The 21,316-nt window shown below is 71.2% G+C and carries 21 protein-coding genes; 10 read left to right on the forward strand and 11 right to left on the reverse strand.

Annotated features, from left to right (window positions below; genetic code table 11):
• The coding region (locus ACLBYG_RS26250) for a nucleotide sugar dehydrogenase (RefSeq protein WP_447683422.1) at window positions 1-597 on the reverse strand (597 nt) is incomplete at its 3' end.
• A 314-nt stretch (window positions 598-911) separates the two neighbouring features.
• Between ACLBYG_RS26250 and argB the strand changes: the two genes are divergently transcribed.
• From argB to rplS, 3 genes are all read left to right on the forward strand, one after another.
• Window positions 912-1,805 (forward strand): acetylglutamate kinase, encoded by an 894-nt coding sequence (gene argB / locus ACLBYG_RS26255; RefSeq protein ID WP_020095286.1) that lies wholly within the window; start codon window positions 912-914, stop codon window positions 1,803-1,805.
• Between the two features lie 201 nt (window positions 1,806-2,006).
• Entirely contained in the window at window positions 2,007-2,756 is a 750-nt protein-coding gene (locus ACLBYG_RS26260; RefSeq protein ID WP_042672461.1) for a pyrimidine 5'-nucleotidase, read from the forward strand.
• A 284-nt stretch (window positions 2,757-3,040) separates the two neighbouring features.
• On the forward strand, window positions 3,041-3,442 hold the full coding sequence (gene rplS / locus ACLBYG_RS26265; RefSeq protein WP_091683176.1) for a 50S ribosomal protein L19: 402 nt from the start codon (window positions 3,041-3,043) through the stop codon (window positions 3,440-3,442).
• A gap of 114 nt (window positions 3,443-3,556) precedes the next feature.
• Here the strand turns inward: rplS and ACLBYG_RS26270 are convergent, their stop codons facing one another.
• The 3 genes from ACLBYG_RS26270 to ACLBYG_RS26280 form a co-directional block, all read right to left on the reverse strand.
• On the reverse strand, window positions 3,557-5,143 hold the full coding sequence (locus ACLBYG_RS26270) for a methyl-accepting chemotaxis protein (RefSeq protein ID WP_447683423.1): 1,587 nt from the start codon (window positions 5,141-5,143) through the stop codon (window positions 3,557-3,559).
• A 482-nt stretch (window positions 5,144-5,625) separates the two neighbouring features.
• Window positions 5,626-6,009: a RidA family protein gene (locus tag ACLBYG_RS26275; RefSeq protein ID WP_447683424.1), complete on the reverse strand. Its 384-nt coding sequence runs from the start codon at window positions 6,007-6,009 to the stop codon at window positions 5,626-5,628.
• Window positions 6,006-7,220: a lytic murein transglycosylase gene (locus ACLBYG_RS26280; protein ID WP_447683425.1), complete on the reverse strand. Its 1,215-nt coding sequence runs from the start codon at window positions 7,218-7,220 to the stop codon at window positions 6,006-6,008. The genes ACLBYG_RS26275 and ACLBYG_RS26280 overlap by 4 nt, the downstream gene beginning before the upstream one ends.
• A 171-nt stretch (window positions 7,221-7,391) precedes the next feature.
• Between ACLBYG_RS26280 and ACLBYG_RS26285 the strand changes: the two genes are divergently transcribed.
• Window positions 7,392-7,733 (forward strand): carboxymuconolactone decarboxylase family protein, encoded by a 342-nt coding sequence (locus tag ACLBYG_RS26285; protein ID WP_020095292.1) that lies wholly within the window; start codon window positions 7,392-7,394, stop codon window positions 7,731-7,733.
• A gap of 49 nt (window positions 7,734-7,782) precedes the next feature.
• Here the strand turns inward: ACLBYG_RS26285 and ACLBYG_RS26290 are convergent, their stop codons facing one another.
• Window positions 7,783-8,436: a TetR family transcriptional regulator gene (locus ACLBYG_RS26290; RefSeq protein WP_447683426.1), complete on the reverse strand. Its 654-nt coding sequence runs from the start codon at window positions 8,434-8,436 to the stop codon at window positions 7,783-7,785.
• A gap of 94 nt (window positions 8,437-8,530) precedes the next feature.
• Between ACLBYG_RS26290 and ACLBYG_RS26295 the strand changes: the two genes are divergently transcribed.
• On the forward strand, window positions 8,531-9,202 hold the full coding sequence (locus ACLBYG_RS26295) for an O-methyltransferase (RefSeq protein ID WP_447683427.1): 672 nt from the start codon (window positions 8,531-8,533) through the stop codon (window positions 9,200-9,202).
• A gap of 72 nt (window positions 9,203-9,274) precedes the next feature.
• On the opposite strand, the gene leuD is transcribed toward ACLBYG_RS26295, so the two are convergent.
• A complete protein-coding gene (gene leuD, locus ACLBYG_RS26300; protein WP_020095295.1) occupies window positions 9,275-9,877 on the reverse strand; it encodes a 3-isopropylmalate dehydratase small subunit in 603 nt (200 codons plus the stop codon).
• Between the two features lie 69 nt (window positions 9,878-9,946).
• Window positions 9,947-10,678: a HisA/HisF-related TIM barrel protein gene (locus tag ACLBYG_RS26305; RefSeq protein ID WP_091928214.1), complete on the reverse strand. Its 732-nt coding sequence runs from the start codon at window positions 10,676-10,678 to the stop codon at window positions 9,947-9,949.
• Window positions 10,679-10,687: 9 nt separating this feature from the next.
• Here ACLBYG_RS26305 and ACLBYG_RS26310 point away from each other — a divergent pair, with 9 nt between their 5' ends.
• The 4 genes from ACLBYG_RS26310 to ACLBYG_RS26325 are packed head-to-tail and all read left to right on the forward strand — an operon-like array spanning window position 10,688 to window position 13,395.
• Window positions 10,688-11,737, forward strand: coding sequence for a hydantoinase/oxoprolinase family protein (locus tag ACLBYG_RS26310; protein WP_447683428.1), 1,050 nt, complete (start codon window positions 10,688-10,690; stop codon window positions 11,735-11,737).
• On the forward strand, window positions 11,734-11,934 hold the full coding sequence (locus ACLBYG_RS26315; RefSeq protein ID WP_012317969.1) for a hypothetical protein: 201 nt from the start codon (window positions 11,734-11,736) through the stop codon (window positions 11,932-11,934). Before ACLBYG_RS26310 ends, ACLBYG_RS26315 begins: the two co-directional genes overlap by 4 nt.
• Window positions 11,935-11,957: 23 nt before the next feature.
• A complete protein-coding gene (locus ACLBYG_RS26320) occupies window positions 11,958-12,740 on the forward strand; it encodes a hypothetical protein (protein WP_103986056.1) in 783 nt (260 codons plus the stop codon).
• A 34-nt stretch (window positions 12,741-12,774) separates the two neighbouring features.
• The gene (locus ACLBYG_RS26325; protein WP_091928211.1) at window positions 12,775-13,395 is read left to right on the forward strand and encodes a GNAT family N-acetyltransferase; all 621 of its coding nucleotides are present in this window, start codon (window positions 12,775-12,777) and stop codon (window positions 13,393-13,395) included.
• 77 nt (window positions 13,396-13,472) lie between these two features.
• Here the strand turns inward: ACLBYG_RS26325 and hpnH are convergent, their stop codons facing one another.
• Window positions 13,473-14,636, reverse strand: a complete 1,164-nt coding sequence (hpnH, locus tag ACLBYG_RS26330) for an adenosyl-hopene transferase HpnH (RefSeq protein ID WP_020095300.1) — start codon at window positions 14,634-14,636, stop codon at window positions 13,473-13,475.
• Between the two features lie 620 nt (window positions 14,637-15,256).
• Between hpnH and ACLBYG_RS26335 the strand changes: the two genes are divergently transcribed.
• Window positions 15,257-17,923 (forward strand): MMPL family transporter, encoded by a 2,667-nt coding sequence (locus tag ACLBYG_RS26335; RefSeq protein WP_447683456.1) that lies wholly within the window; start codon window positions 15,257-15,259, stop codon window positions 17,921-17,923.
• 45 nt (window positions 17,924-17,968) lie between these two features.
• Here ACLBYG_RS26335 and ACLBYG_RS26340 read toward each other — a convergent pair whose 3' ends face one another.
• The 3 genes from ACLBYG_RS26340 to hpnJ form a co-directional block, all read right to left on the reverse strand.
• On the reverse strand, window positions 17,969-18,844 hold the full coding sequence (locus ACLBYG_RS26340) for a bifunctional helix-turn-helix transcriptional regulator/GNAT family N-acetyltransferase (protein WP_447683429.1): 876 nt from the start codon (window positions 18,842-18,844) through the stop codon (window positions 17,969-17,971).
• A gap of 32 nt (window positions 18,845-18,876) precedes the next feature.
• The gene (hpnK, locus tag ACLBYG_RS26345; RefSeq protein ID WP_091683193.1) at window positions 18,877-19,719 is read right to left on the reverse strand and encodes a hopanoid biosynthesis-associated protein HpnK; all 843 of its coding nucleotides are present in this window, start codon (window positions 19,717-19,719) and stop codon (window positions 18,877-18,879) included.
• 123 nt (window positions 19,720-19,842) lie between these two features.
• Window positions 19,843-21,276 (reverse strand): hopanoid biosynthesis associated radical SAM protein HpnJ, encoded by a 1,434-nt coding sequence (hpnJ, locus tag ACLBYG_RS26350; protein ID WP_020095304.1) that lies wholly within the window; start codon window positions 21,274-21,276, stop codon window positions 19,843-19,845.
• Window positions 21,277-21,316 lie beyond the last annotated feature (40 nt).

Consider the following 21,316-nt stretch of genomic DNA (forward strand, 5'->3'; position numbering starts at 1 on the left):
CGAGGTGACCATGATCGGCGCCTGGTTGAGGTAGAGCGGCCGGTAGACCTCGCGCATCACAGCCTCGGCCCGGGCCTCCTCGGCGCCGACGACGATGCGGTCGGGGCGCTTGAAGTCGGCGATGGCCGCGCCCTCGCGGAGGAACTCGGGATTCGAGGCGACCGCGAACCGCGCCTCGGGGTTGGTCTCGCGGATGATGCGCTCGACCTCGTCGCCCGTGCCCACCGGCACGGTCGACTTGGTCACAACCACGGTGAAGCCGGACAGGGACCCGGCGATCTCCCGGGCGGCATCGAACACGTAGCTCAGGTCGGCGAAGCCGTCGCCGCGGCGGGAGGGCGTGCCCACCGCGATGAAGACCGCGTCCGCCTCGGCCACGGCGTCCCGCATGGTCGCGCGGAAGGCGAGCCGGCCCTGGCGGACGTTCTCGGCGACCAGGACGTCGAGGCCCGGCTCGTAGATCGGCATGCGGCCGGCGTTCAGGCTGGCGATCTTGTCGGGATCCCGGTCGATGCACACGACCGTGTGGCCGAAATCGGCCAGGCAGGCGCCGGAGACCAGGCCGACATATCCGGCCCCAATCATCGCAATCCGCATCGGGCCCTCCCGGCAGCTCGCCCTCGGCTTGCTGCGATGCAACATGATCCGGGCCGCGTGAGGATGCAACCCGGGCCAGCCTGGATCTGCTCCAGTCTGTCACGGGAATGCAACACCCGCGAAGGATGACTGTAGTTTGACAGCGGGTCCCGGAGCGCCCCGCATCGGCCGCCGATCCGCGCTGCGCGCCTCCGCGACGGCGCGCGGGGGGCGGCTTCGCAGCGCGGGCGGCTTCCTGTAGAAGCGCCCCCGCCCGACGGGGAGGCCCGGATCCGCCCCCGAGGACCCGACCCAAGGATCGGTGAAGGACCGCGATGACCGAATTGCCCAACGTGCACGTGCGTGCCGAGGTCCTGGCCCAGGCGCTGCCCCACATGCAGCGCTACGACCAGGAGATCGTCGTCATCAAGTACGGCGGCCACGCCATGGGCGACCGGGCCGCGGCCGAGGACTTCGCCGAGGACATCGTCCTGCTGGAGCAGTCCGGCCTGAAGCCGATCGTCGTGCACGGCGGCGGGCCGCAGATCGGCAAGATGCTCGACCGGCTCGGCATCCAGTCCGAGTTCCGCGGCGGCCTGCGCGTCACCGACGAGGCCACCGTCGAGGTGGTCGAGATGGTCCTGGCGGGCCTGATCAATAAGCAGATCGTCGGCTGGATCTCGGCCGAGGGCGGCCGGGCGGTCGGCCTGTGCGGCAAGGACGGCAACATGGTCCGGGCCAAGCGGGCGATGAAGACCGTCGTCGATCCCGAGAGCCGCGTGGAGCAAACCGTCGATCTGGGCCTCGTCGGCGAGCCGGACCACGTCGAGCGCGGCGTCCTCGACGCGGTGCTCAAGGCCGAGCTGATCCCGGTCCTGGCGCCGGTCGCCTACGGGGCGGACGGGCAGACCTACAACGTGAACGCCGACACCTTCGCGGGGGCGATCGCCGGGGCGCTCCGGGCCAAGCGCCTGCTGCTGCTCACCGACGTGCCGGGCGTCCTCGACAAGGACAAGAAGCTGATCCCGGAACTCACCGTGGAGGATTGCCGGCGCCTGATCGCCGACGGCACCATCACGGGCGGGATGATCCCGAAGATCGAGACCTGCATGTACGCGATCGAGCGCGGCGTCGAGGCGGTCGTCATCCTCGACGGCAAGGTCAACCACGCCGTACTGCTCGAGCTGTTCACCGATTACGGCGCCGGCACCCTGATCCGTCGCGGCTGAGATCCGGACCGCCCGCGCACCGTGCCGGATCCCGGCGCGGCGCGCGGGCGCAACCTCCGCGCGCCCGGCGCATTGTCGTACCCCGCCCGCCCCGGAGGGGCCGGCCCAGCAAGGCCCGGGCAAGGTACCGGCAAGCACCGAACTTGCGAGCTTGACCGTTCCAGTCCAGATTCCGGGGCAACAGCAACCTGAGGGGTTCCGGTGCACCACCCCGACAAGGCCCAGTTCACCACGCCCGCGGCGCGCGGCTTCGCCGATGTCGACACCTGGGTGTTCGACCTCGACAACACGCTCTACCCGAGCGACGCGGCGGTCTGGCCGAAGGTCGACGAGCGCATCACCCTGTACGTGATGCAGCTCTACGGGCTCGACGGGATCTCGGCCCGAGCCCTGCAGAAGTACTTCTACCACCGCTACGGAACGACGCTGTCGGCGCTGATGGTCGAGTCGCGGGTCGATCCCCACGACTTCCTCGATTTCGCGCACGACATCGACCATTCGTCGATCAAGCTCGACAAGAGCCTCGGCGACGCGATCGAGCGGCTGCCCGGGCGCAAGCTGATCCTGACCAACGGGTCGCGCCGGCACGCCGAGAACGTTGCCGCCAAGCTCGGCATCCTCGACCATTTCGAGGACGTGTTCGACATCGCCGCCGCCGACTTCGTGCCGAAGCCGGAGCGCACGACCTACGAGCGGTTCCTGGAGAAGCACGCCGTCGAACCGACCCGCGCCGCCCTGTTCGAGGACATCGCCCGCAACCTCGCGGTGCCGCACGACCTCGGCATGGCGACCGTGCTGGTGGTGCCGAAGGTCACCGATCCCTACCGCGAGGCCTTCGAGCAGGAGGCGGTGCGCGAGCCGCATATCGACCACATCACGGACGATCTCGCCGCCTTCCTCTCTGCCTGCGTGCTGCCCGAAGTACGATCCGCATCCGGGGAGCGCCGCTGACGCGAGGCCGGGGCGCCTCCCGGAAAGGGGCGCCGCGCGCGGCGTCCGATGTAGGAGCAGGCGCAAGACGCGGACCCGGCGCTCTCCCGGACAGGCGGCGAGCGGCGGACCCCGATCCGGTATCGACCGACCATCGGCAGCACCGCGGACCGATCGCGGCGGCAACCCAATCGACAAGCCGGCGCCGATCCTGTAGAGAGCCGCCCAACTCACAACAGGATCGCCGAAATCCTGGCGCCGATCGCCCATGAGGGGCGGAACGGCGCGACGGCCGGAGCTATGCCATGAACATCATCGAGCAGCTGGAGCGCGAGGAAGTCGCGCGCCTCGCCAAGACCATCCCGGATTTCGAGCCGGGCGATACGCTCATCGTCAACGTCCGCGTGAAGGAAGGCGAGCGCACCCGCGTCCAGGCCTACGAGGGCGTCTGCATCGCCCGCTCGGGCGGCGGCCTCAACGAGAGCTTCACGGTCCGCAAGATCTCCTACGGTGAGGGCGTGGAGCGCGTCTTCCCGGTCCATTCGCCGATGATCGACTCGATCAAGGTGGCCCGCCGCGGCAAGGTGCGCCGCGCCAAGCTTTACTACCTGCGCGACCGGCGCGGTAAGTCGGCCCGCATCGTCGAGCGCACCGACCGTTACAAGGCCAAGGACACCCCGGCCCAGGCGCCGGCTGCCGCCGAGTAAGCTGTCCGATTCGCTCCGCAGGCCGGAGCGATCGCCCCGTTTCAGACCGGTCCGGCTCAGCCGGGCCGGTTTTTTCGTGGCCGACAGGTCCGCCCAGTCGGCCGATAGCGCTCCTCAGGCAGCCCGGATCCCGTCAAGAAGCCGGTGGATCTCGGCGGAGAGCTGATCGGACCTGCGCGACAGGTCGATCGCGGCGCCGAGGACCTGCTCGGCCGCCTCGCCCGTCGCCTCGGCGCCCTGCGAGACCTCGGCGATGTTGCCGGTGACGGCCTCCGTGCCGGCCGCCGCGCGCGCGACGCTGCGCACGATCTCCTCGGTGGTCGCGCCCTGCTGCTCGATCGCGGCCGCGACGGACGCGGCGAGCGTGCTGACCTCGCCCACACTGCGGCCGATCCCGTGGATCGTCTCCACGGCCTGCCGGGTCGAGGCCTGGACCGCGCCGATCCGCGCAGCGATCTCCTCGGTCGCGGCCGCGGTCTGCTCGGCCAGCGCCTTGACCTCCCCCGCCACGATGGCGAAGCCCCGGCCCGCCTCGCCGGCCCGCGCCGCCTCGATCGTGGCGTTGAGGGCGAGGAGGTTGGTCTGACGGGCGATGCCCGCGATCATGCTGGCGACGGCTCCGATCCGCTCGGCCCCGTCGGCGAGATCGCCCACGAGGGCGTCCGTGCGCCGCGCCTCGGTCGCCGCCCGCGCGGTCTTGGCCGAGGATTGCGCCATCCGTCCGGAGATCTCCTGGATGGTGATCGCCATCTCCTCGGTGGCCGCGGCGACGCTCTGCACGCTCCCGGCGGTCTCCTGCGCGGCGCCGGCGACGCGCGTCGCCCGGGCACTCGTGCGCGACGCCGTCCGCGCCATCGCCTCGGCGGTCGCCTGCATCTCCGTGGCGGCCGCGGAGACGCCCGTCATCAGCGCCCCGGCCCGGGCCTCGAACGCCCGGGTGAGCGCGTCGAGGGTCTGCGCATGCCGGACCTTGGCCTCAGCTTCGCGCGCGACCGCCCGGTCCGTCTCGGCCTTGGCGACCAGCGCCTGCCGGAACACTTCGACGGTCCGGGCCATCTGACCGATCTCGTCCGTCCGCTCGAGTCCCGGTATCGGCTCCGCGCCGTCGCCCCGGGCGAGCGCCTGCATCCGGCGACCGAGGCGGTCGAGCGGGCGCGTGATGCCGCGCCCGATCAGGACGGAGCCGATCACCCCGAGCGCGCCGACCCCGAGCAGAAGGCCGGTCGCCACGAGGGCGAGCGCCTGGAAGGCGGCCCTGATGTCGTCGGTGTAGGTCCCGGCCGCGATCATGATGTCCCAGGGCTCGAACCTGACGGCGAGCGTCGTCTTCGGAGACAGGCCTTCGTGCCCCGGCCGGGGGTAGAGATAGCTCAGCGTCGCCGTGTCGGAGGTCTTCAGCCGTTCGATCAGCGTTCCGGCCGCGCGAACGCCGTTGACCCGGGTCTCCAGCTGGTTGCTGCCGACGAGACGTCGGTCGGGGACCGCCAGGACCGTGCCGTCCATCGCGTAGATGGCGACGTAGTTGGTGCCGTTATCGAATCGCATGGCCATGGCGGTCTCGGCCAGCTCCGCCCGGGCCGCCTCACGGGACAGGGCGCCGCTCCTGACCCGGCTCTCGAGACTTTGCGCATAGGTGGTGAACAACTCCGTGACCGTGCGCAGGGACTGCAGCCGCCCCGACAGCATCTCTTGGTAATACATGCGCAGTCCGATGACGCCGATGAACGCTGTAAGCAGACCTATCAAGGCAGTCCGCGTCATCATCCGACGTGATAGATTTTTACTCAAAAATTGTCTAATCATAATACGTTCCGCGAGATCGACAAACTCGTCGATGCTGCGGTGTGGCCTGATAAATCTGAGCCCGCATGTCAACGTAATCTCGCAGATCTGGATCGAGATCTGAAAGACACGCAGTTCAGGCGCGCAGGGCGGGCGAGGAAGCGGTCACTCGCGACGCGGGCTGCGCCGGCGGCAGGAGCGGGCCGTCAGTCGGCGAGCAGAACCTGAGATCGTGCCCGCGGTGCGAGGGGACGCCCGACAAGGCCGAATGACCGGGATCGAATCGCTCCCTTGCACGCAGAGCTCGGGCACGATGGGGATGACGTCATCGGCGGATCGGAGTGGCGCCGCGGCCCGGCGGAACGGCGCGGAGACGGCGCGATCGGGAGCGGGACAGGCGTCTAGCCGATCCGCGCGGTCACCTCGATCTCGACGCGCATCTCGGGGCGCAGGAGGCCCGCCACGACCACGATCGTGGCGGCGGGCCGGACGTCTGCCAGCACCCGCCCGCAGACGGCCAGCGCGGCCTCGGCATCGTCCCGGTCGGTGACGTAGTAGGTGGCGCGCAGGACGCCGGCGAGGCCGGCTCCGGCCTCGGCGAGGACCGAACGGATCGTGCGCCAGCAGGCCTCGGCCTGCGCGGCGGCGCCGTCGGGCATCGTCATCGTGGCGTAGTCGTAGCCGGTCGTCCCGGAGAGGTAGACGGTGTCGCCGTCGACCACCGCCCGGGAGTAGCCGTAATCCCGCTCGAACGGGGACCCCGACGTGATCAGCCGCCGGCTCATCCGCCGCGCAGGGCCTCCAGAACCTTGCCGCCGGCGCGGCCCGTGGGCGTCATGCCGAGCCGGCGCTCGACGTCCTTGATGGCGTCGCGCGTCTTCTGGCCGACCTTGCCGTCCGGCTCGCCGACGTCGTAGCCGCGGGCGGCCAGCCGGGTCTGGAGGTCGCGGCGCTCGGCCCGCGACAGGGGCGGGTCGTCGGTCGGCCAGGCGGCCTGGACGCCGGGCCGGCCGCGCAGCCGGTCGGACAGGACCGCGATGGCGAGGCCGTAGGATTCGGCGGCGTTGTACGAGTAGATCGCGTCGAAGTTCCGGGTCACCAGGAAGGCCGGTCCGTCGATGCCGGCGGGCGCCAGGATCCCGGCCGGGCCCTCGCCCGAGAGCGGGCGCCCGTCCGCGCGGGTGACGCCGAGCGACGCCCAGTGGGCGACCGGCTTCTTGTTCTTGCGCCCGGCGGCGCCGACGTTGAAGCCGCGGGGCAGCTTCACCTCGTAGCCCCACACCTGACCGTTCTGCCACTTGGCGACGCGTAGGAAGTTGGCGGTGGAGGCGACGGCGTCGGCCACGGAGTCGACCACGTCGCGCCGGCCGTCGCCGTCGCCGTCCACGGCGAGTCGCTGATAGGTCGTCGGCATGAACTGGGTCTGGCCGAAGGCGCCCGCCCAGGAGCCGGTCAGCCGCTCCGGCGCGATGTCGCCGCGCTCGATGATCCGCAGGGTGGCGATCAGCTCGCCGCGGAAGAAGTCCCGACGGCGGTTGTTCGAGCAGGCGAGCGTCGCCAGCGACTGCACCAGCGGCATCTTGCCGAGGTTCTTGCCGAAATTCGACTCGACGCCCCAGACCGCCGCGATCGTGTAGCGGTCGACCCCGTAGCGCGACTCGGCCTGGGCGAGCGCCGCCGCGTTCTGGCGCATGGCCGCGCGCCCGTCCTCGACCCGCTCGTCGTCGACGAGCGCCGCCATGTAGTCCCAGATCGGCGTCTTGAACTCGGGCTGCGCCTGGGACAGCTCGATCACCTTGTCGTCGTAGCCGATGCCGCTCGTGGCGGCCCGGAAGGTCTGCGCCGAGACGCCCGCCGCCGCCGCCTGCGACTGGATGCCGGCGAGGCAGCTGCCGAAATCGGCCCGCGCCGGCAGGCTCGCCAGGGGCAGGACCGCGATGCCGGCGAGCAGCCCGAGCGCGCGCGCGGTCCTCGGTCCCGTCGGGTGCTTCGGCATGCTGACGATCCTCACGATGCGGAACGGAGTCTGGGCGCGGATTCAGGCGACATGTGGGTTAACGAACGGTGAGGAAACCCGCCTCGTCTTGACCCTGCGGCCTACCAACCGGTAGGTTGGCACCGTACTGGCGCATCGCCGGGCGGGTCAACGAACAGGGAGACGGGACGCATGATGAAGGACTGGAATCAGTACGGCGCCGAGCTCGTCAGCACGCTCGGGCGCATCGGTGCGGTGAGCCCGGACCTCCTCAAGGCCCACGACCAGCTCGCCGCGGCGGCCCCGACCGAGCGCAAGCTGGACGCGAAGACCCGCGAGTTGATCGCCCTCGCGGTCGCGGTCACGACCCGGTGCGACGGCTGTATCGCGGTGCATTCCGACGCCGCCCGCAAGGCCGGCGCGAGCAAGGAGGAGGTCGTGGAGGCGCTGGGCGTGGCGGTGGCACTGAACGCCGGCGCCGCCCTGGTCTACACCGCCCGCGCCTTCGAGGCGTTCACCGGCGAGTCCGGCTGAGCCGACCGGGATAGGGCCATGTCCGGTTCGCCGGGTCCGGGGCTCGTCTTCAGGACGGCGTGCCGGCCCGGTCTCGGCTGCCCAGGCGGTCCAGATAGGCGCAGAGCATGTCGGCCAGGGCGTCCGCGAAGGTCGCCATGGCCGCCTCGGTCCGGACCATCTCCGAGATGCGCTCGCCGACCTCGCCGAGCGTCATCGCGATGATCTCGCCCGCGACCGCCAGGTCCGTCTCGGGCGCCGCGGGAAGTGCCGCGCGCAGGAAGTCGCGGAACGCCTGCGAGCCGGCCAGCTGCGGCTCCGCGGCCTCGGGCGCGTCGCGATAGGCCGGGGCGGCCGCGTCGAGGGCCCGGCGCATCGCGGCCTCCGCGCATTCCGAGCGCACGAAGGCGTGGACGGCGGCGCGCAGGCGCTCGCCGGGCGCGCAAGTGGGATCCGTCAGGATGCCGGCGAGGAGGGCGCTCGTGTCCCGCCACTCGTCGCTCTGGAGCTGGAACAGGATCGCCGCCTTGTTGGGGAAGTACTGGTAGAGCGAGCCGATGCTGACGCCGGCGCGCTCGGCGACCCGCGCCGTCGTGAAGCGCGCCGCGCCGACCTCCGCCAGAACCTGAGCGGCGGCCTCCAGAACGGCCGCGACGAGGTCGCTGGAGCGCGCCTGCCGGGGCTGCTTTCGCCTGGATATTCCGAGACTTGGCCGGTCGGGCATGGGGCGGGGCTCGGAACGCGAATAGGCGCGGGCAGGGGGCGCCGGTACTCTGCGTCGTGTTCAGTTGAACGCGCAAGACGGAAAGCAACGCGCCATGTCACTCTCAGCATCCACACTCGCCGAACCGCGTATCGCGTCGCTGTTGGACAGTCTCTTCGCGCAGGCGGAGGCCTCCTCACCCTTGAGCGCCATCGGCGATCTCTCGGCGGACGAGCGGGCGCGCCTCATGGGCAGCCGCACCGGCTACCGGGACTTCTACAGCCGGCTCAAGGATATGCCCCTCGCGGTCTCGCGGGAGACCGGCCGGCTGCTCTACATGCTCGCGCGAACCCGCCGGGCGCGGACGATCGTCGAGTTCGGCACGTCCTTCGGTCTCTCGACCCTGCACCTCGTCGCGGCCCTGCGCGACAACGGCGGCGGCCGGCTGATCACCTGCGAGTTCGAGCCGTCCAAGGTGGTGCGGGCGCGGGCGAACCTGATGGAGGCCGGGCTGGCGGACCTCGTCGAGTTCCGCGAGGGCGACGCCCTCCAGACCCTCGGCCTCGACCTGCCCGACTCGGTCGACATGCTGCTCCTCGACGGGGCGAAGGGGCTCTATCCGGAGGTTCTGAGCCTCGTGGAGAGTCGCCTCGGACCGGGGGCCCTGGTGGTCGCCGACAACGCGGACCACAGCCCGGACTACCTGCAGCGCGTGCGCGCGCCGAGCCGCGGCTACCTGTCGGTGCCGTTCGCCGAGGACGTGGAACTGTCCATGCGGCTCGGATAAGGCGGGCCCTGGACTCGGACCGGCGGTCGCCTCAGCGCGACGCGACCGCCGTCGGGACGCGGGTCCGGTCGCTCAGGCCCACTCGCGCTGGGCGAGCTTCTGCTCGTAGGCGTCGATGGAGGAGACGCGCTCCAGCGTCAGCCCGATCTCGTCGAGTCCGTTCAGTAGGTTGTGCTTGCGGCCCTCGTCGACGTCGAAATGCAGGGTGCCGCCGTCCGGTCCCCGGATCGTCTGCGCCGCCAGGTCGACCGTCAGGGTGGCGTTCGCGCCGCGCTCGGCGTCCTCGAAGAGCTTCTCCAGATCCTCGGGCGACACGACGATCGCCAGGATGCCGTTCTTCGCGCAGTTGTTGAAGAAGATGTCGGCGAAGCTCGTGGAGATCACGCAGCGGATGCCGAAATCGGCCAGCGCCCAGGGCGCGTGCTCCCGGGACGAGCCGCAGCCGAAATTATCCCCGCACACCAGGATCTTGCTGTTCCGGTAGGCGGGCTGGTTGAGGATGAAGTCCGGATTCTCGGAGCCGTCCTCGCGGTAGCGCATCTCGGCGAACAGGCTCTTGCCGAGGCCGGTCCGCCGGATCGTCTTCAGGTACTTCGCCGGGATGATCCGGTCGGTATCGACGTTGATCGTCCGCAGGGGCGCCGCGACGCCCTCCAGGGTGGTGAACTTTTCCATCGTCTGACGGCTCGTGTCGGTGATCTCTCTGTCGCGCGGTTTAGCAGCCGCGGGCCCGGGCCGGAAGCGTCAGGCGAGGTCGGGCGCCGTCGCCCGGGACAGGGTGCCGTCGTGGAGGGCCGAGGCGACCAGCGCCCCGGCGATCCCGGCCGCCCGGAGCGCCCGCAGGTCGTCCGGGCCGCGCACGCCGCCCGCCGCGTAGAGGCGGCGATCCGGCGCCCGCGCGCGCAGGGCTCCCAGGGCCGCGAGGTCCGGGCCGGCCCCGGCGCCGACCTGCGCCAGCGTCATGGCGATCACCTCCGGCGGCCAGAGCGCCGGATCGTCGTGGAGGGCTGCCGGGCCGAGCCGCTCCGCGCCGCGCGTGTCGAGGGAGAACACCGCCCGGTCGCCGAGCCGCGTCACGAGGTCGGCATCCGCCTGGCTCTCGCTGCCGATCACCGGTCGCCCGAGCCCGGCCTCCAGGAACGCCGCGACGCCCTCCGGCTCGGCGAAGCCGGCATCGACCCACAGGGCGATCCCCGGGCAGGCGCGGGCGATCGCCTCCAGGGCGCGGAGATCGGGCGCGGCGCGGTCGATGATCGCGTCGAGATCGGCGACGTAGAGGATCGCGGCGGGCCACGCGTCGACCAGCCCGCGGGCCACCGCGTCCGGCGCCGAGCCCTTTGCCAAGGGCGTCTCGATCGGGGCATAGGAGGAGCGCTCGCCCCGGCGCGCCCGCACCACGCGGCCGCCCCGGAGATCGAGCACCGGGATCACCGCGAAGCCGGGGCGCCCGATCCTGTGGTCCATCGAGGCGCTCATCGCGGTCCCATGCGCTCATCAAACCCAACGACCATCGGGTGGGACCTCGGCGGGGTCCACGTCAAGGTCGCCCTGGTCGAGGACGGCCGGGTCGCGGCCGCCGCCCAGGTGCCGTGCCCGCTCTGGCAGGGCCTGCCGGCCCTCGACCGGGCGCTGGAGGCCGCCCCCGACTGGGCCCGCGGCGCGGCCCTGCACGCCGTGACCATGACGGGCGAGCTGACCGACTGCTTCGCCGACCGGCGCGACGGCGTCGCGGCGCTCGCCGGATGGGCCGGGTCGCACCTCGCCGGGACTGTGCGCATCTACGCCGGCCGCTCCGGCCTCGTCGCCCCCGAGGCGGCCGCGTCCCTGTCGGCGGACGTGGCTTCGGCCAACTGGCACGCCACCGCGGCGCTCGCCGGCCGGCACGTCCCGGACGCGCTGCTGGTCGATATCGGCTCGACCACCGCCGACCTGATTCCCGTTGTGGGCGGGCGGCCGGCCGCGACCGGCTACAGCGACGCCGAGCGGCTGGAGACCGGCGAGCTCGTCTATACCGGCGCGGTGCGTACGCCGGTGATCGCCCTGTCCGACCACGCCCCCTTCGCGGGCCGCCGGACCCGGCTGATGACCGAGACCTTCGCCCACATGGCGGACGTCTACCGCATCCTCGGCCAGCTCCCCGAGGGCGCCGACCAGCAGCCGAGCGGCGACCGCAAGGGCAAGACGGTCGCCGAGAGCGAGACCCGGCTCGCCCGGATCGTCGGGCGGGACCGGGCGGAGGCGCCCGGAGCGGCCTGGACGGCGCTCGCCGCCCATTTCGCCGAGGCGCAGCTGCGCCTGCTGCACGACGCGGCGGCGGAGATCCTCAGCCGGCCCGATCTCGGCGCGGACGCGCCCCTCGTCCTGTGCGGCGCCGGCGCCTTCGTGGGCGCCCGCCTCGTCGAGCGTCTCGGCCGGCCCTCGACACCGCTCGTGACGCTGCTGGCGGACCGGATCGGCGGCGCGCGCGACGGCATCTCGACCTGTGGACCGGCGGTGGCGGTCGGCCTCATCGCCGCGGAGGAGGCACTCGCATGAGCGCAATCAAGATCCTGGCCCGGATCCTGACGGCCCGGGTCGGGCCGCATATCGAGCTGGCCGTCGAGACGGAGACCGGGGAAGTTCTGAAGGTGCTCGCCACCGAGGACCAGGTCGACCGGCTGGTCGACGAGCTCGAGGACATCCTCAACTCGCCCGCCGACCCGGAGGATGACGGGCCGCCCCAGGCGGCCTGAGGCCCCGGGACCCGCCGGTCGCCATGAGTCTGATCGCCGCCAAGATCGTCGTCACGCCGACCCTGATGTGGGCCGTGTCGGCGGCCGCGCGCCGGTGGGGCAGCCTCGTCGGCGGCCTGCTCTCGGGCCTCCCGCTGACCTCGGCGCCGATCTCGATCTACCTCGCCGCCGAGCAGGGCGAGCGCTTCGCCGCCGACGCGGCGATCGGCTCGGTGGAGGGGCTCGGCGCGGTCACCGTCAGCTACCTCGTCTACGCCGTCGCCGCGCCGCGGACGGGGGGCCTCGCGGCCGCGCTGCTCGCCCTCGCGGGCTTCGTCCTCGGCGGCGCGCTGCTGCACGGGGTGATCCAGCCCGGCCTGTGGCTCGCCACGGCGATCGACCTGCCGGCGATGGCCCTGGTGGTCGCCCTGTGCCGGCCGGCCGCGGGGACCGAATCGCCGGCCCGCCGGGCGCGCCCGCCGCGCTGGGACATGCCGGCCCGGCTCGCGGCCGCCACCGCCCTGGTCCTGATGGTCTCGGGGCTGGCGCCGCATCTCGGCTCCGGCCTGAGCGGCGTCCTGGCGCCGATCCCGATCATCTCCTGGCCGCTCATCGTCTTCGCCCGGGCGCAGGACGGCGTCGGCGCCGCCCTGGAGGTGGTGCGCGGCAGCGCCCAGGGCGCGTTCGGCGTGCTGGCCTTCTATGTCTGCGTGCACCTGCTGCTCGGGCGGATCGACCCGGTCGCGGCCTACGCCGCCGCGATCGCGGTGTCGGCAGCCTGCGTGCTGCCGTGGCTGGTCGCGCGGCGGCGCCCGCTTTCCGCGTGACCGGGCCGCGCCGAGGCGACCGCGGAGGATATCGATGCTGCCGGAGACGGGAATCCCGACCCTCACACCGGGCTACGCGACGGTGCCGCCCGGCCATCTCGCCACGATCGTCACCAGCCTGGAGATGCTGCGCCCGCCGCCCCCGCGTCCCGGACGGCCGTTCCCGCCCGGGCTCGCCCTCGAGCCCCTGGAACGCACCGACCCGGAGACCTACCGGAGCCTGTTCCGGGCGGTGGGCGCCGACTGGCTCTGGTTCTCGCGCCTCACCCTGGCCGACGAAGCGCTGGCGGCGATCCTGGCCGACCGCGATGTCGAGATCCTCGCGCTGCGGCGGGACGGGCGGAACGTCGGCATGCTGGAACTGGATTTCCGCCGGCCCGGCACCTGCGAGCTGGTCTTCCTCGGACTGACCGGGGACGCGGTCGGTACCGGGATCGGCCGCACGCTGATGAACGCGGCGATCGGCCGGGCCTGGGCGCGCCCGATCGCGCGGTTCTGGGTGCATACCTGCACGCTGGACCATCCCGGCGCGCTCGCCTTCTACCGGCGCTCCGGCTTCGTTCCTTTCGCGATCCACGTCGAGGTCGCGCCCGATCCGCGGCTCGACGGGACCCTGCCGCGCGACTGCGCCCCGCACGTGCCGCGGCTCGGCTGAGGCGCCGCGGGGTCCGGACACGAAGAGACCCGCGGCCTCGCGGCCGCGGGTCTCGTGTCGTCAGTCGCGCGCGCCGGTCAGGCGGCGGTGCGCTTGCGGGCTTCCTGCTTCGTGTCGACGCCGGCCGCTTTGATCTCGGACAGCTTCTGCGCGACGTTGCGCGAGAACACGAACTCGGCCGGGCGCTGGTTCTCCAGGCTGACCTCGGGGGCCATCTCGCCCTCGGTCTTGATGCCGCGGATCGCGTGCACCAGCGGCTTCCAGGGCTTACGGACCGAATCGACCACCGAGGAGGCCTCGTAGCCCGAGTGGACCATGCAGTCGGCGCACTTCTCGTAGTTGCCGGTGCCGTAGGCGTCCCAGTCGGTGGTCTCCATCAGCTCCTTGAAGGTCGCCGCGTAGCCCTCGCCGAGCAGGTAGCAGGGCTTCTGCCAGCCGAACACGGTGCGGGTCGGGTTGCCCCACGGGGTGCAGTGGTAGGTCTGGTTGCCGGCCAGGAAGTCGAGGAACAGGCCCGACTGCTGGAAGGTCCACTTCTCGCGGCCCTTCTCCTTGCCGTGCCGGAACACGCCGCGGAACAGGTCCTTCGTCGCCTTGCGGTTCAGGAAGTGCTTCTGGTCGGGGGCGCGCTCGTAGGCGTAGCCGGGGGAGACGGTGATGCCGTCGATGCCCATCCGGGTCACGCTGTCGAAGAAGTCGGCGATCTTCTCCGGCTGGGAATTGTTGAAGAAGGTGCAGTTGATGGTGACCCGGAAGCCCATCTCCTTGGCCTTCGCGATCGCCGCCACGGCCTTGTCGTAGACGCCGCGCTGGCACACCGACTGGTCGTGCATCTCCTTGTCGCCGTCCAGATGGATCGACCACGTGAAGTACGGGCTCGGCTTGTACTCCTTGATCTTCTTCTCGAGGAGCAGCGCGTTCGTGCAGACGATCGCAAACTTCTTCTGGGCGATGATGCCCTCGACGATCTGCGGCAGGTCCTTGTGGAGGAGCGGCTCGCCGCCGGCGATCACCACGACCGGGGCGCCGCACTCGCGCACCGATTCGAGCGCGTCGGCGACCGGGAGGCGCTTGTTCAGGATCTCGTCCGGGTAGTCGATCTTGCCGCAGCCGGCGCAGGCCAGGTTACAGCGGAACAGCGGCTCCATCATCATCACAAGCGGGTAACGCTTGCGGCCCGTGAGGTGCTGCTTCAGGATGTAGCCGCCGATCTTCGCGACGTACCGGAGGGGGATACCCAAGATTGCGGCTCCTTACTTCGTCGGCCCCGGGACATCGGGGTGCTTAACGCGAAAAAATCTCGAATTCCAGCCATCTAGCTTGGAACTAATCTGAAATGACCCCGTTTCGGCGGGGCGATGACATCTTATTCCGTGCCTGACGCAACGGCGCCACATGGACCGCGCGTGCGGAGCCGGTGGGCGGACGCGCCCGATCGCTGAGGACAGCACGTGCATTGCGTCGGCAATACGACCGGAATCCCACGATTCGGGTGGCCGCGCCAGAAACGCCGTGCGCTAGCGCACACGGGCGGGCGCGGGATGCGCGCCACGGCGGCCGCGTTGCAATCTGGCATCGCCCTCTTTACTGAGCCTCGTGGCCGCGATGCAAGTCCCGGCCCGCGGCGGGTGTCCCGACCGCGGACCGCATCGGGCGCAATCAGTCGGGTGCCGGGCGCGCGCGGCGCGCTCGGATCGGGCGGTGTGGCGTTCCTCGAACCCGATGCGCACCCGGCCGAATCGCGGAGCGTCGCGCGGCGGAGCCCTGAGCCCGCCCGTGTCGGTGGCCCGGGTTCGGACCGGACAGATGGCAGGAGCCGGTCGCGCAGGGGGCGCGTCCGATGCGAACAGGCAGGGTGCTCGTGATCGAAAGTCTCGTCGCGTTCTCGGTGCGGTATCGGTGGATCGTGATCGCCTTCACGGCGTTCCTCACGGTCGCGAGCCTCGGAGTCGCGGCGCACCTGTTCCGAATCAACACCGACGTTGAGCGGCTGATCGACCCGAAGGAGCCGTGGCGGCAGGACGAGATCAATTTCGAGAAGGCGTTCCCGCAGCGCAGCAACACCATCGTCGCGGTCATCAACGGCGAGACGCCGGAGGAGACCGAGGAGGCGGCCGCCAACCTCGCCAAGGCGCTCACGGCGCACAAGAACCTGATCGAGACGGTCTACCGGCCCGACGGCGGCCCGTTCTTCAACAAGAACGGCCTGCTGCTGATGTCGCAGGCGGACCTCGACAAGACCCTGGAGGCGCTGACCCAGCAGCAGGGTCTGCTCGGCCCGCTCGCCGCCGACCCGTCGCTGCGGGGCATCATGCGGGTGCTGACGCTGGGCGCGCGCGGCGTGAAGACCGGCGACGCCAAGATCGAGGACCTCGAGAAGCCCATGGGGCAGATCGACGCCACCCTGCAGAAGGTGCTGGCGGGTCAGCGGGCGCGGATGTCCTGGCAGGAACTCCTGTCGGGGGGTGAGACCAGCGTCACCGACAAGATGAAGTTCGTGGTGATCCAGCCGGTCCTCGACTTCAACGCCCTGGAGCCCGGTTACCAGGCGACCAAGCTGATCCGCAACGTCGCCAAGGATCTCGGGATCGACGCCCAGAACGGCTTGCGGATGCGCCTGACCGGCACGGTGGCGGTGGCGGACGAGGAGTTCGCGACGCTGTCGGAGGATGCCGGCCTCAACAACAGCATCATCGTCGGCGCGATCGTGCTGTTCCTGTGGCTGGCCCTGCGCTCGGGCAAGCTCGTCGGCGCGGTGATCATCACCACCTTCGCGGGCCTCGTGGTCACGGCCGCCCTGGGCCTCATCATGGTCACGGAGCTGAACCCGATCTCGGTGGCCTTCGCGGCCCTGTTCGTCGGGCTCGGCATCGATTTCGGCATCCAGTTCTCGGTGCGCTACCGGGCCGACCGCTACGAGCAGCCGACGCTGGAGAGCGCGATCCGCGCCGCCGCCCGGGGCGTCGGCTGGTCGCTGACGCTCGCCGCGGTGTCGCTGGTGGCGGGCTTCTTCGCCTTCCTGCCCACGGCCTTCCGCGGCGTGTCGGAGCTGGGCCTGATCGCCGGCGTCGGCATGATCGTGGCCTTCCTGTTCTCGCTGATCCTGCTGCCGGCCCTGATCGCGGTGTTCAAGCCGGTGGGCGAGAAGGCCGCGGTCCAGACCGACTGGCTCGTCGGCGTCGACCCCTGGATCATCCGGCACCGCAAGCCGATCCTGATCGGCGTCGGCCTCGTGACCCTGGCCGGCGCGCCGCTGCTCTGGCACCTGCCGTTCGACTCGAACCCGATGCACCTGCGCAGCGCCAAGACGCAGTCCATCGCGACCTATCTGGACCTGATCAAGAATCCCGAGACCAGCCCGAATTTCATCGACGTGCTGGCGCCCAGCGTCGCGGAGGTCCCGTCGCTGTCGAAGACGCTCCTGGCCCTGCCGGTCACCGCCTCGGTCAACAGCATCGACACCTTCGTGCCGCGGGATCAGGACAAGAAGCTGGCCCAGATCGCCGACACGGCCCAGCTGCTCGATCCGGTGCTCAATCCCGGCCGCCGGCCGCCGCCGCCGACCGACGCCGACAACGTCAAGGCGCTCAAGGACGCCGCCGCGGCGCTCAACGGCCTCTCGGCCGACGCCAAGGGCGACGCGAAGGGCGCCCAGGAGGCCAAGCAGCTCGCCGGCACCCTGGACAAGCTCGCCGCCGGCCCGGTCCAGCTGCGCGAGGCGGCCTCGGTGGCGCTCACCAAGGATCTGGTGCCGCTGCTCGCCCGCCTGCGCGACCTGCTGCATCCCGAGAAGATCACGCTGGACAACCTGCCGCCGCAGCTGAAGGCCGACTGGGTGGCGGCGGACGGACGGGCGCGCATCGAGGTTCACCCGAAGGGCGACTCGAACGACGACACCGTGCTCCGCCGGTTCTCGGACGAGGTCCTGAAGGTCGCCCCGCACGCGACCGGCGCGCCGGTGGCCACCACGCAGTCGAGCTACACGATCCTGGGCGCCTTCGTGCAGGCGGCGGTGACGGCCTTCGTGCTGATCTTCGTCATCCTCTCGGTCGCCCTGCGCAAGCCGTGGGACGTGGCGATGACCCTCGGCCCGCTGGTGATCGCGACGCTCTGGACGCTGATGGCGATGCGCATCGTCGGCATGCCGCTGAACTTCGCCAACATCATCGCCCTGCCGCTGATGCTCGCGGTCGGCGTGGCGTTCCACATCTACTACGTGATCGCGTGGCGGGCGGGCGTGACCGACATGCTCGCCTCCAGCCTCACCCGGGCGATCTTCTTCTCGGCGCTGACCACGGGCAGCGCCTTCGGGTCGCTGGTCCTGTCGAGCCATCCGGGCACGGCCAGCATGGGCAAGCTGCTGGCGCTGTCGCTGTTCTTCACCCTGGTGGCGGCGTTCTTCGTGGTTCCGGCAACCCTCGGCGAGCCGCCGGAGCAGCCCGACGAGGATCGTCCGGAAGCCGAGAAGGCGGCCGGTGCGGCCCTGCGCAAGTCCGCCCCGCACCAGGATCCGGTGCCCGCCAAGTAGAAGCCGAGCAGCGCCGGCCGGTTGCGGCCGGCGCTTCGGAGAGCCTCAGAGGGCCTTCTCGAAGAAGTGGTCCGGATAGGGATCGTCGTTGAAGCGGTCGATCTCCACCCAGCCCGACCGCCGGTAGAGCGTAAGGGCCTCGGGGAGGGCGCTGTTGGTGTCGAGCCGCAGCGTCCGGATCCCGAGGTCGCGGGCGGCGGCCTCGGCCTCCCGCATCAGCCGCCTGGCGAGGCCCAGCCCGCGGGCCGCGGGATCGACCCAGAGCCGCTTGATCTCCGCCACCGCGCCGCCGCCCCCCTTGAGCCCGACGCATCCGACCGGCAGCCCGTCGGCGCACGCGAGCAGGAACACGCCGCGCGGCCGCACCATGGCGGCGGCCTCCGGGTCGCACGACCGGGCGATGTCGAACCCGCCGGCAAACCGGGTCGCGAGCTCGGCGTAGTAGGCGGCGAGGCAGGCGCGGGCGCCCGCGTCGGTCGGGTCGGCCTCCCGGATCGCGATGGCGTCGCGTCCGAGGGCCAGGGCGACCCGGTCCATGGCGTGCAACAGCGCGTCCACCTGCGGTGCGCGCTCCAGAAGGGCGACGGCGCGGGCATCCGACAGCGCCTCGTAGGCCGCGAACTCGCGCCGCCCGGCCTCGGTCAGGGAGGCGACCCGGCGGCGGGCATCCGCGGGATGCGGCGCGGTCGCCACCAGCCCCTCCTCCTCCAGGCTCCGCAGGAGACGGCTCATCAGGCCGGAATCGAGACCGAGATAGGCGCGGATCTCGCCGATCTCCGCGCGCCCGGCCCCGACGGCGTTCAGGACCCGCGCCGCGCCCAGGGGACGGCCGCGGCCGAGGAACGAGGAATCGAGCGCGCCGACCTCGGCGGTGACCGCGCGGGCGAAGCGGCGGACGCGGGCGATCTCGGCAGGCTCCATGTTGTCTGACTAAAGTCAGATAACGACCTGGGTCAACCGAGGAAGTCGGAGAACCCGCCGCGGACGGCGCCCGACGCGTCGGCGGCCGACCGGGATGCGGGAGCGGTCAGGGCGTCGCGCTCGTCGGCGTAGCGGTAGCCCGGCGCCTCGCCGGGGAAGCCGCCGGCGGTGGCCGGATGGGTGTAGAGCTCGGTCAGGCCGTCCGGAAGTTCGGCCAGCAGGGCCGCGACACGGGCGGGCGTCATGGCGCCGGACCACGCGAGGCCGAGGGTGCGGTCGGGGATCAGCAGCCCGGCCTGCCGGGCGCGGACGGCGAGCAGCGCCGCCCAGGGCGCGATGTCGAGGGCGGCTCGCGGCCGCGCGCCGGGCTCGGCGCGGCGCAGGATCTCGCGCGGCTCCCGCGGCACCCGCAGGGCGCGCATCCCGAAGTCGCGGCCGACGCGCAGCACCGCCCCGGCGATCAGCGGGTGGACGTGGAAGTGCTTGTGGGCGTTGACGTGGTCCAGCGGCAGGCCGGTGGCCCGGTAGGCCTCGAACTGCGCGCGGATCTCGGCGGCGAGCTGGCGCCGGGCCGCCGGCCTGCGGGCGAAGTCGAGGCCGAGGCGGGCCATGTCGGCCCGCATCAGGCCGGCCTCGTCCGTCAGGTCGGGAAGCTGTTCCGCCGGCAGGGTCGGCCACGCCTCCACGAGGACGAGGTGCAGCCCGACCCGCAGGGACGGCATCCGCCGGGCCCGCGCCACGGCGTCGGCGGCGGCCGGCGCCGAGACCATCAGGCTCGCCGCCGTGAGGATCCCGTCGCGATGGGCCTGCTCGACGGCCTCGTTGACCTCGGGGCTCAGCCCGAAATCATCCGCGGTGACGACCAGACGCTTCACGGTAACCTCGTAACGGGTGTCGAGAGGGCTCGCCCTCTCGCGGGTCCAGGGCGGAGCCCTGGAAGAGGGGCGGGGCTCTGCCCCGCGCTCCCCGCCGGGGCCGCAGGCCCCGGACCCCTGACTTCAGGCCGCCTTGGCGGTACCCTGACGCTCCTTGAGGAAGCGGTAGAACTCGACGCCCTCGCGAAGGCGGCGCTTCATCATGTCGGGCGAGCGCACCATCTCGCTGACGATCGAGGCGATCTTCGGCGCCCGGAAGTAGAACTTCTTGTAGAACTCCTCGACCGAGGTGAAGATCTCGGTGTGGGAGAGGTGCGGGTAGTGCAGCGGCGCGACCTGCACGCCGTTCTCGTCGACGAGCTCGGCGTTCTCGATGTCGAGCCAGCCGTTCTCCACCGCCTGCTTGTACAGGAAGGTGCCCGGGTAGGGCGCCGCCAGCGAGACCTGGATCGTGTGCGGGTTGATCCGCTTGGCGAAGTTGATCGTCTCCTGGATCGTCTCCTTCGTCTCGCCCGGCAGGCCGAGGATGAAGGTGCCGTGGATGGCGATGCCGAGGTCGTGGCAATCCTTGGTGAACTTCTCGGCGACCTCGACCCGCATGCCCTTCTTGATGTTGTGCAGGATCTGCTGGTTGCCGGACTCGTAGCCGACCAGCAGCAAGCGCAGGCCGTTCTCCTTGAGCACCTTCAGGGTCTCGCGCGGCACGTTCGCCTTGGCGTTGCACGACCACGTGACGCCGAGCTTGCCGAGCTCGCGGGCGATCTCCTCCGCGCGCGGCAGGTTATCGGTGAAGGTGTCGTCGTCGAAGAAGAACTCCTTGGTCTGCGGGAACTCCTTCAGGCAGTACTTGATCTCCTCGATCACGTGGGCGACCGAGCGGGTGCGGTAGGTGTGGCCGCCGACCGTCTGCGGCCAGAGGCAGAAGGTGCAGCGGCTCTTGCAGCCCCGGCCCGAGTAGAACGAGATGTAGGGGTGCTTCAGGTAACCGATGAAGTACTTCTCCATCTCCAGGTCGCGCTTGTAGACGCTGGTGACGAAGGGCAGCTGGTCCATGTCGGTCATGATCTCGCGGTCCTCGTTGTGGACCACGACACCGTTGGCGTCGCGATAGGACAGCCCCTTGATCTCCGACATCGGGACGCCGTCGGCGACCTCCTTGACGGTGAAGTCGAACTCGTTGCGGGCGCAGAAATCGACCACCGGGGCCTGGGCCATCGCGCCGGCGGCGTCGACCGCGACCTTGGCGCCGATCAGGCCGGCGATGAGCTTCGGGTTGGCGGCCTTGAGCGCCTCGATCGTCTTCACGTCGGACTTGAACGACGGCACCGAGGTGTGGAGCACGACGAGGTCGAAGTCGTTGGCCTGGGCCACGATCTCGGCGAGCTTGATGTTGTGCGGCGGCGCGTCGATCAGCTTCGAGTTCGGCACCAGGGCGGCCGGCTGGGCCAGCCAAGTCGGGTACCAGAACGACTTGATCTCGCGCTTGGCCTGGTAACGGGAGCCGGCACCGCCGTCGAAACCGTCGAAGGTGGGGGCCTGGAGGAAGAGCGTGCGCATGGGGTTCAAGGCCTCAGGGCAATGCCGGGGGAGGGGCGGA

The sequence above is a fragment of the Methylobacterium sp. D53M genome (assembly GCF_053345625.1).

What these genes read in the sequence shown, in the direction of transcription:
- ACLBYG_RS26325 (WP_091928211.1), top strand. Translation starts at nt 12,775, where the DNA reads ATGCTGCCGGAGACGGGAATCCCGACCCTCACACCGGGCTACGCGACG.
- ACLBYG_RS26295 (WP_447683427.1), top strand. Translation starts at nt 8,531, where the DNA reads ATGTCACTCTCAGCATCCACACTCGCCGAACCGCGTATCGCGTCGCTG.
- hpnJ (WP_020095304.1), bottom strand. Translation starts at nt 21,276, where the DNA reads ATGCGCACGCTCTTCCTCCAGGCCCCCACCTTCGACGGTTTCGACGGC.
- ACLBYG_RS26280 (WP_447683425.1), bottom strand. Translation starts at nt 7,220, where the DNA reads ATGCCGAAGCACCCGACGGGACCGAGGACCGCGCGCGCGCTCGGGCTG.
- ACLBYG_RS26275 (WP_447683424.1), bottom strand. Translation starts at nt 6,009, where the DNA reads ATGAGCCGGCGGCTGATCACGTCGGGGTCCCCGTTCGAGCGGGATTAC.
- ACLBYG_RS26285 (WP_020095292.1), top strand. Translation starts at nt 7,392, where the DNA reads ATGATGAAGGACTGGAATCAGTACGGCGCCGAGCTCGTCAGCACGCTC.
- leuD (WP_020095295.1), bottom strand. Translation starts at nt 9,877, where the DNA reads ATGGAAAAGTTCACCACCCTGGAGGGCGTCGCGGCGCCCCTGCGGACG.
- ACLBYG_RS26305 (WP_091928214.1), bottom strand. Translation starts at nt 10,678, where the DNA reads ATGAGCGCCTCGATGGACCACAGGATCGGGCGCCCCGGCTTCGCGGTG.
- ACLBYG_RS26310 (WP_447683428.1), top strand. Translation starts at nt 10,688, where the DNA reads ATGCGCTCATCAAACCCAACGACCATCGGGTGGGACCTCGGCGGGGTC.
- rplS (WP_091683176.1), top strand. Translation starts at nt 3,041, where the DNA reads ATGAACATCATCGAGCAGCTGGAGCGCGAGGAAGTCGCGCGCCTCGCC.
- ACLBYG_RS26340 (WP_447683429.1), bottom strand. Translation starts at nt 18,844, where the DNA reads ATGGAGCCTGCCGAGATCGCCCGCGTCCGCCGCTTCGCCCGCGCGGTC.
- ACLBYG_RS26315 (WP_012317969.1), top strand. Translation starts at nt 11,734, where the DNA reads ATGAGCGCAATCAAGATCCTGGCCCGGATCCTGACGGCCCGGGTCGGG.
- ACLBYG_RS26270 (WP_447683423.1), bottom strand. Translation starts at nt 5,143, where the DNA reads ATGTATTACCAAGAGATGCTGTCGGGGCGGCTGCAGTCCCTGCGCACG.
- ACLBYG_RS26320 (WP_103986056.1), top strand. Translation starts at nt 11,958, where the DNA reads ATGAGTCTGATCGCCGCCAAGATCGTCGTCACGCCGACCCTGATGTGG.
- ACLBYG_RS26290 (WP_447683426.1), bottom strand. Translation starts at nt 8,436, where the DNA reads ATGCCCGACCGGCCAAGTCTCGGAATATCCAGGCGAAAGCAGCCCCGG.
- argB (WP_020095286.1), top strand. Translation starts at nt 912, where the DNA reads ATGACCGAATTGCCCAACGTGCACGTGCGTGCCGAGGTCCTGGCCCAG.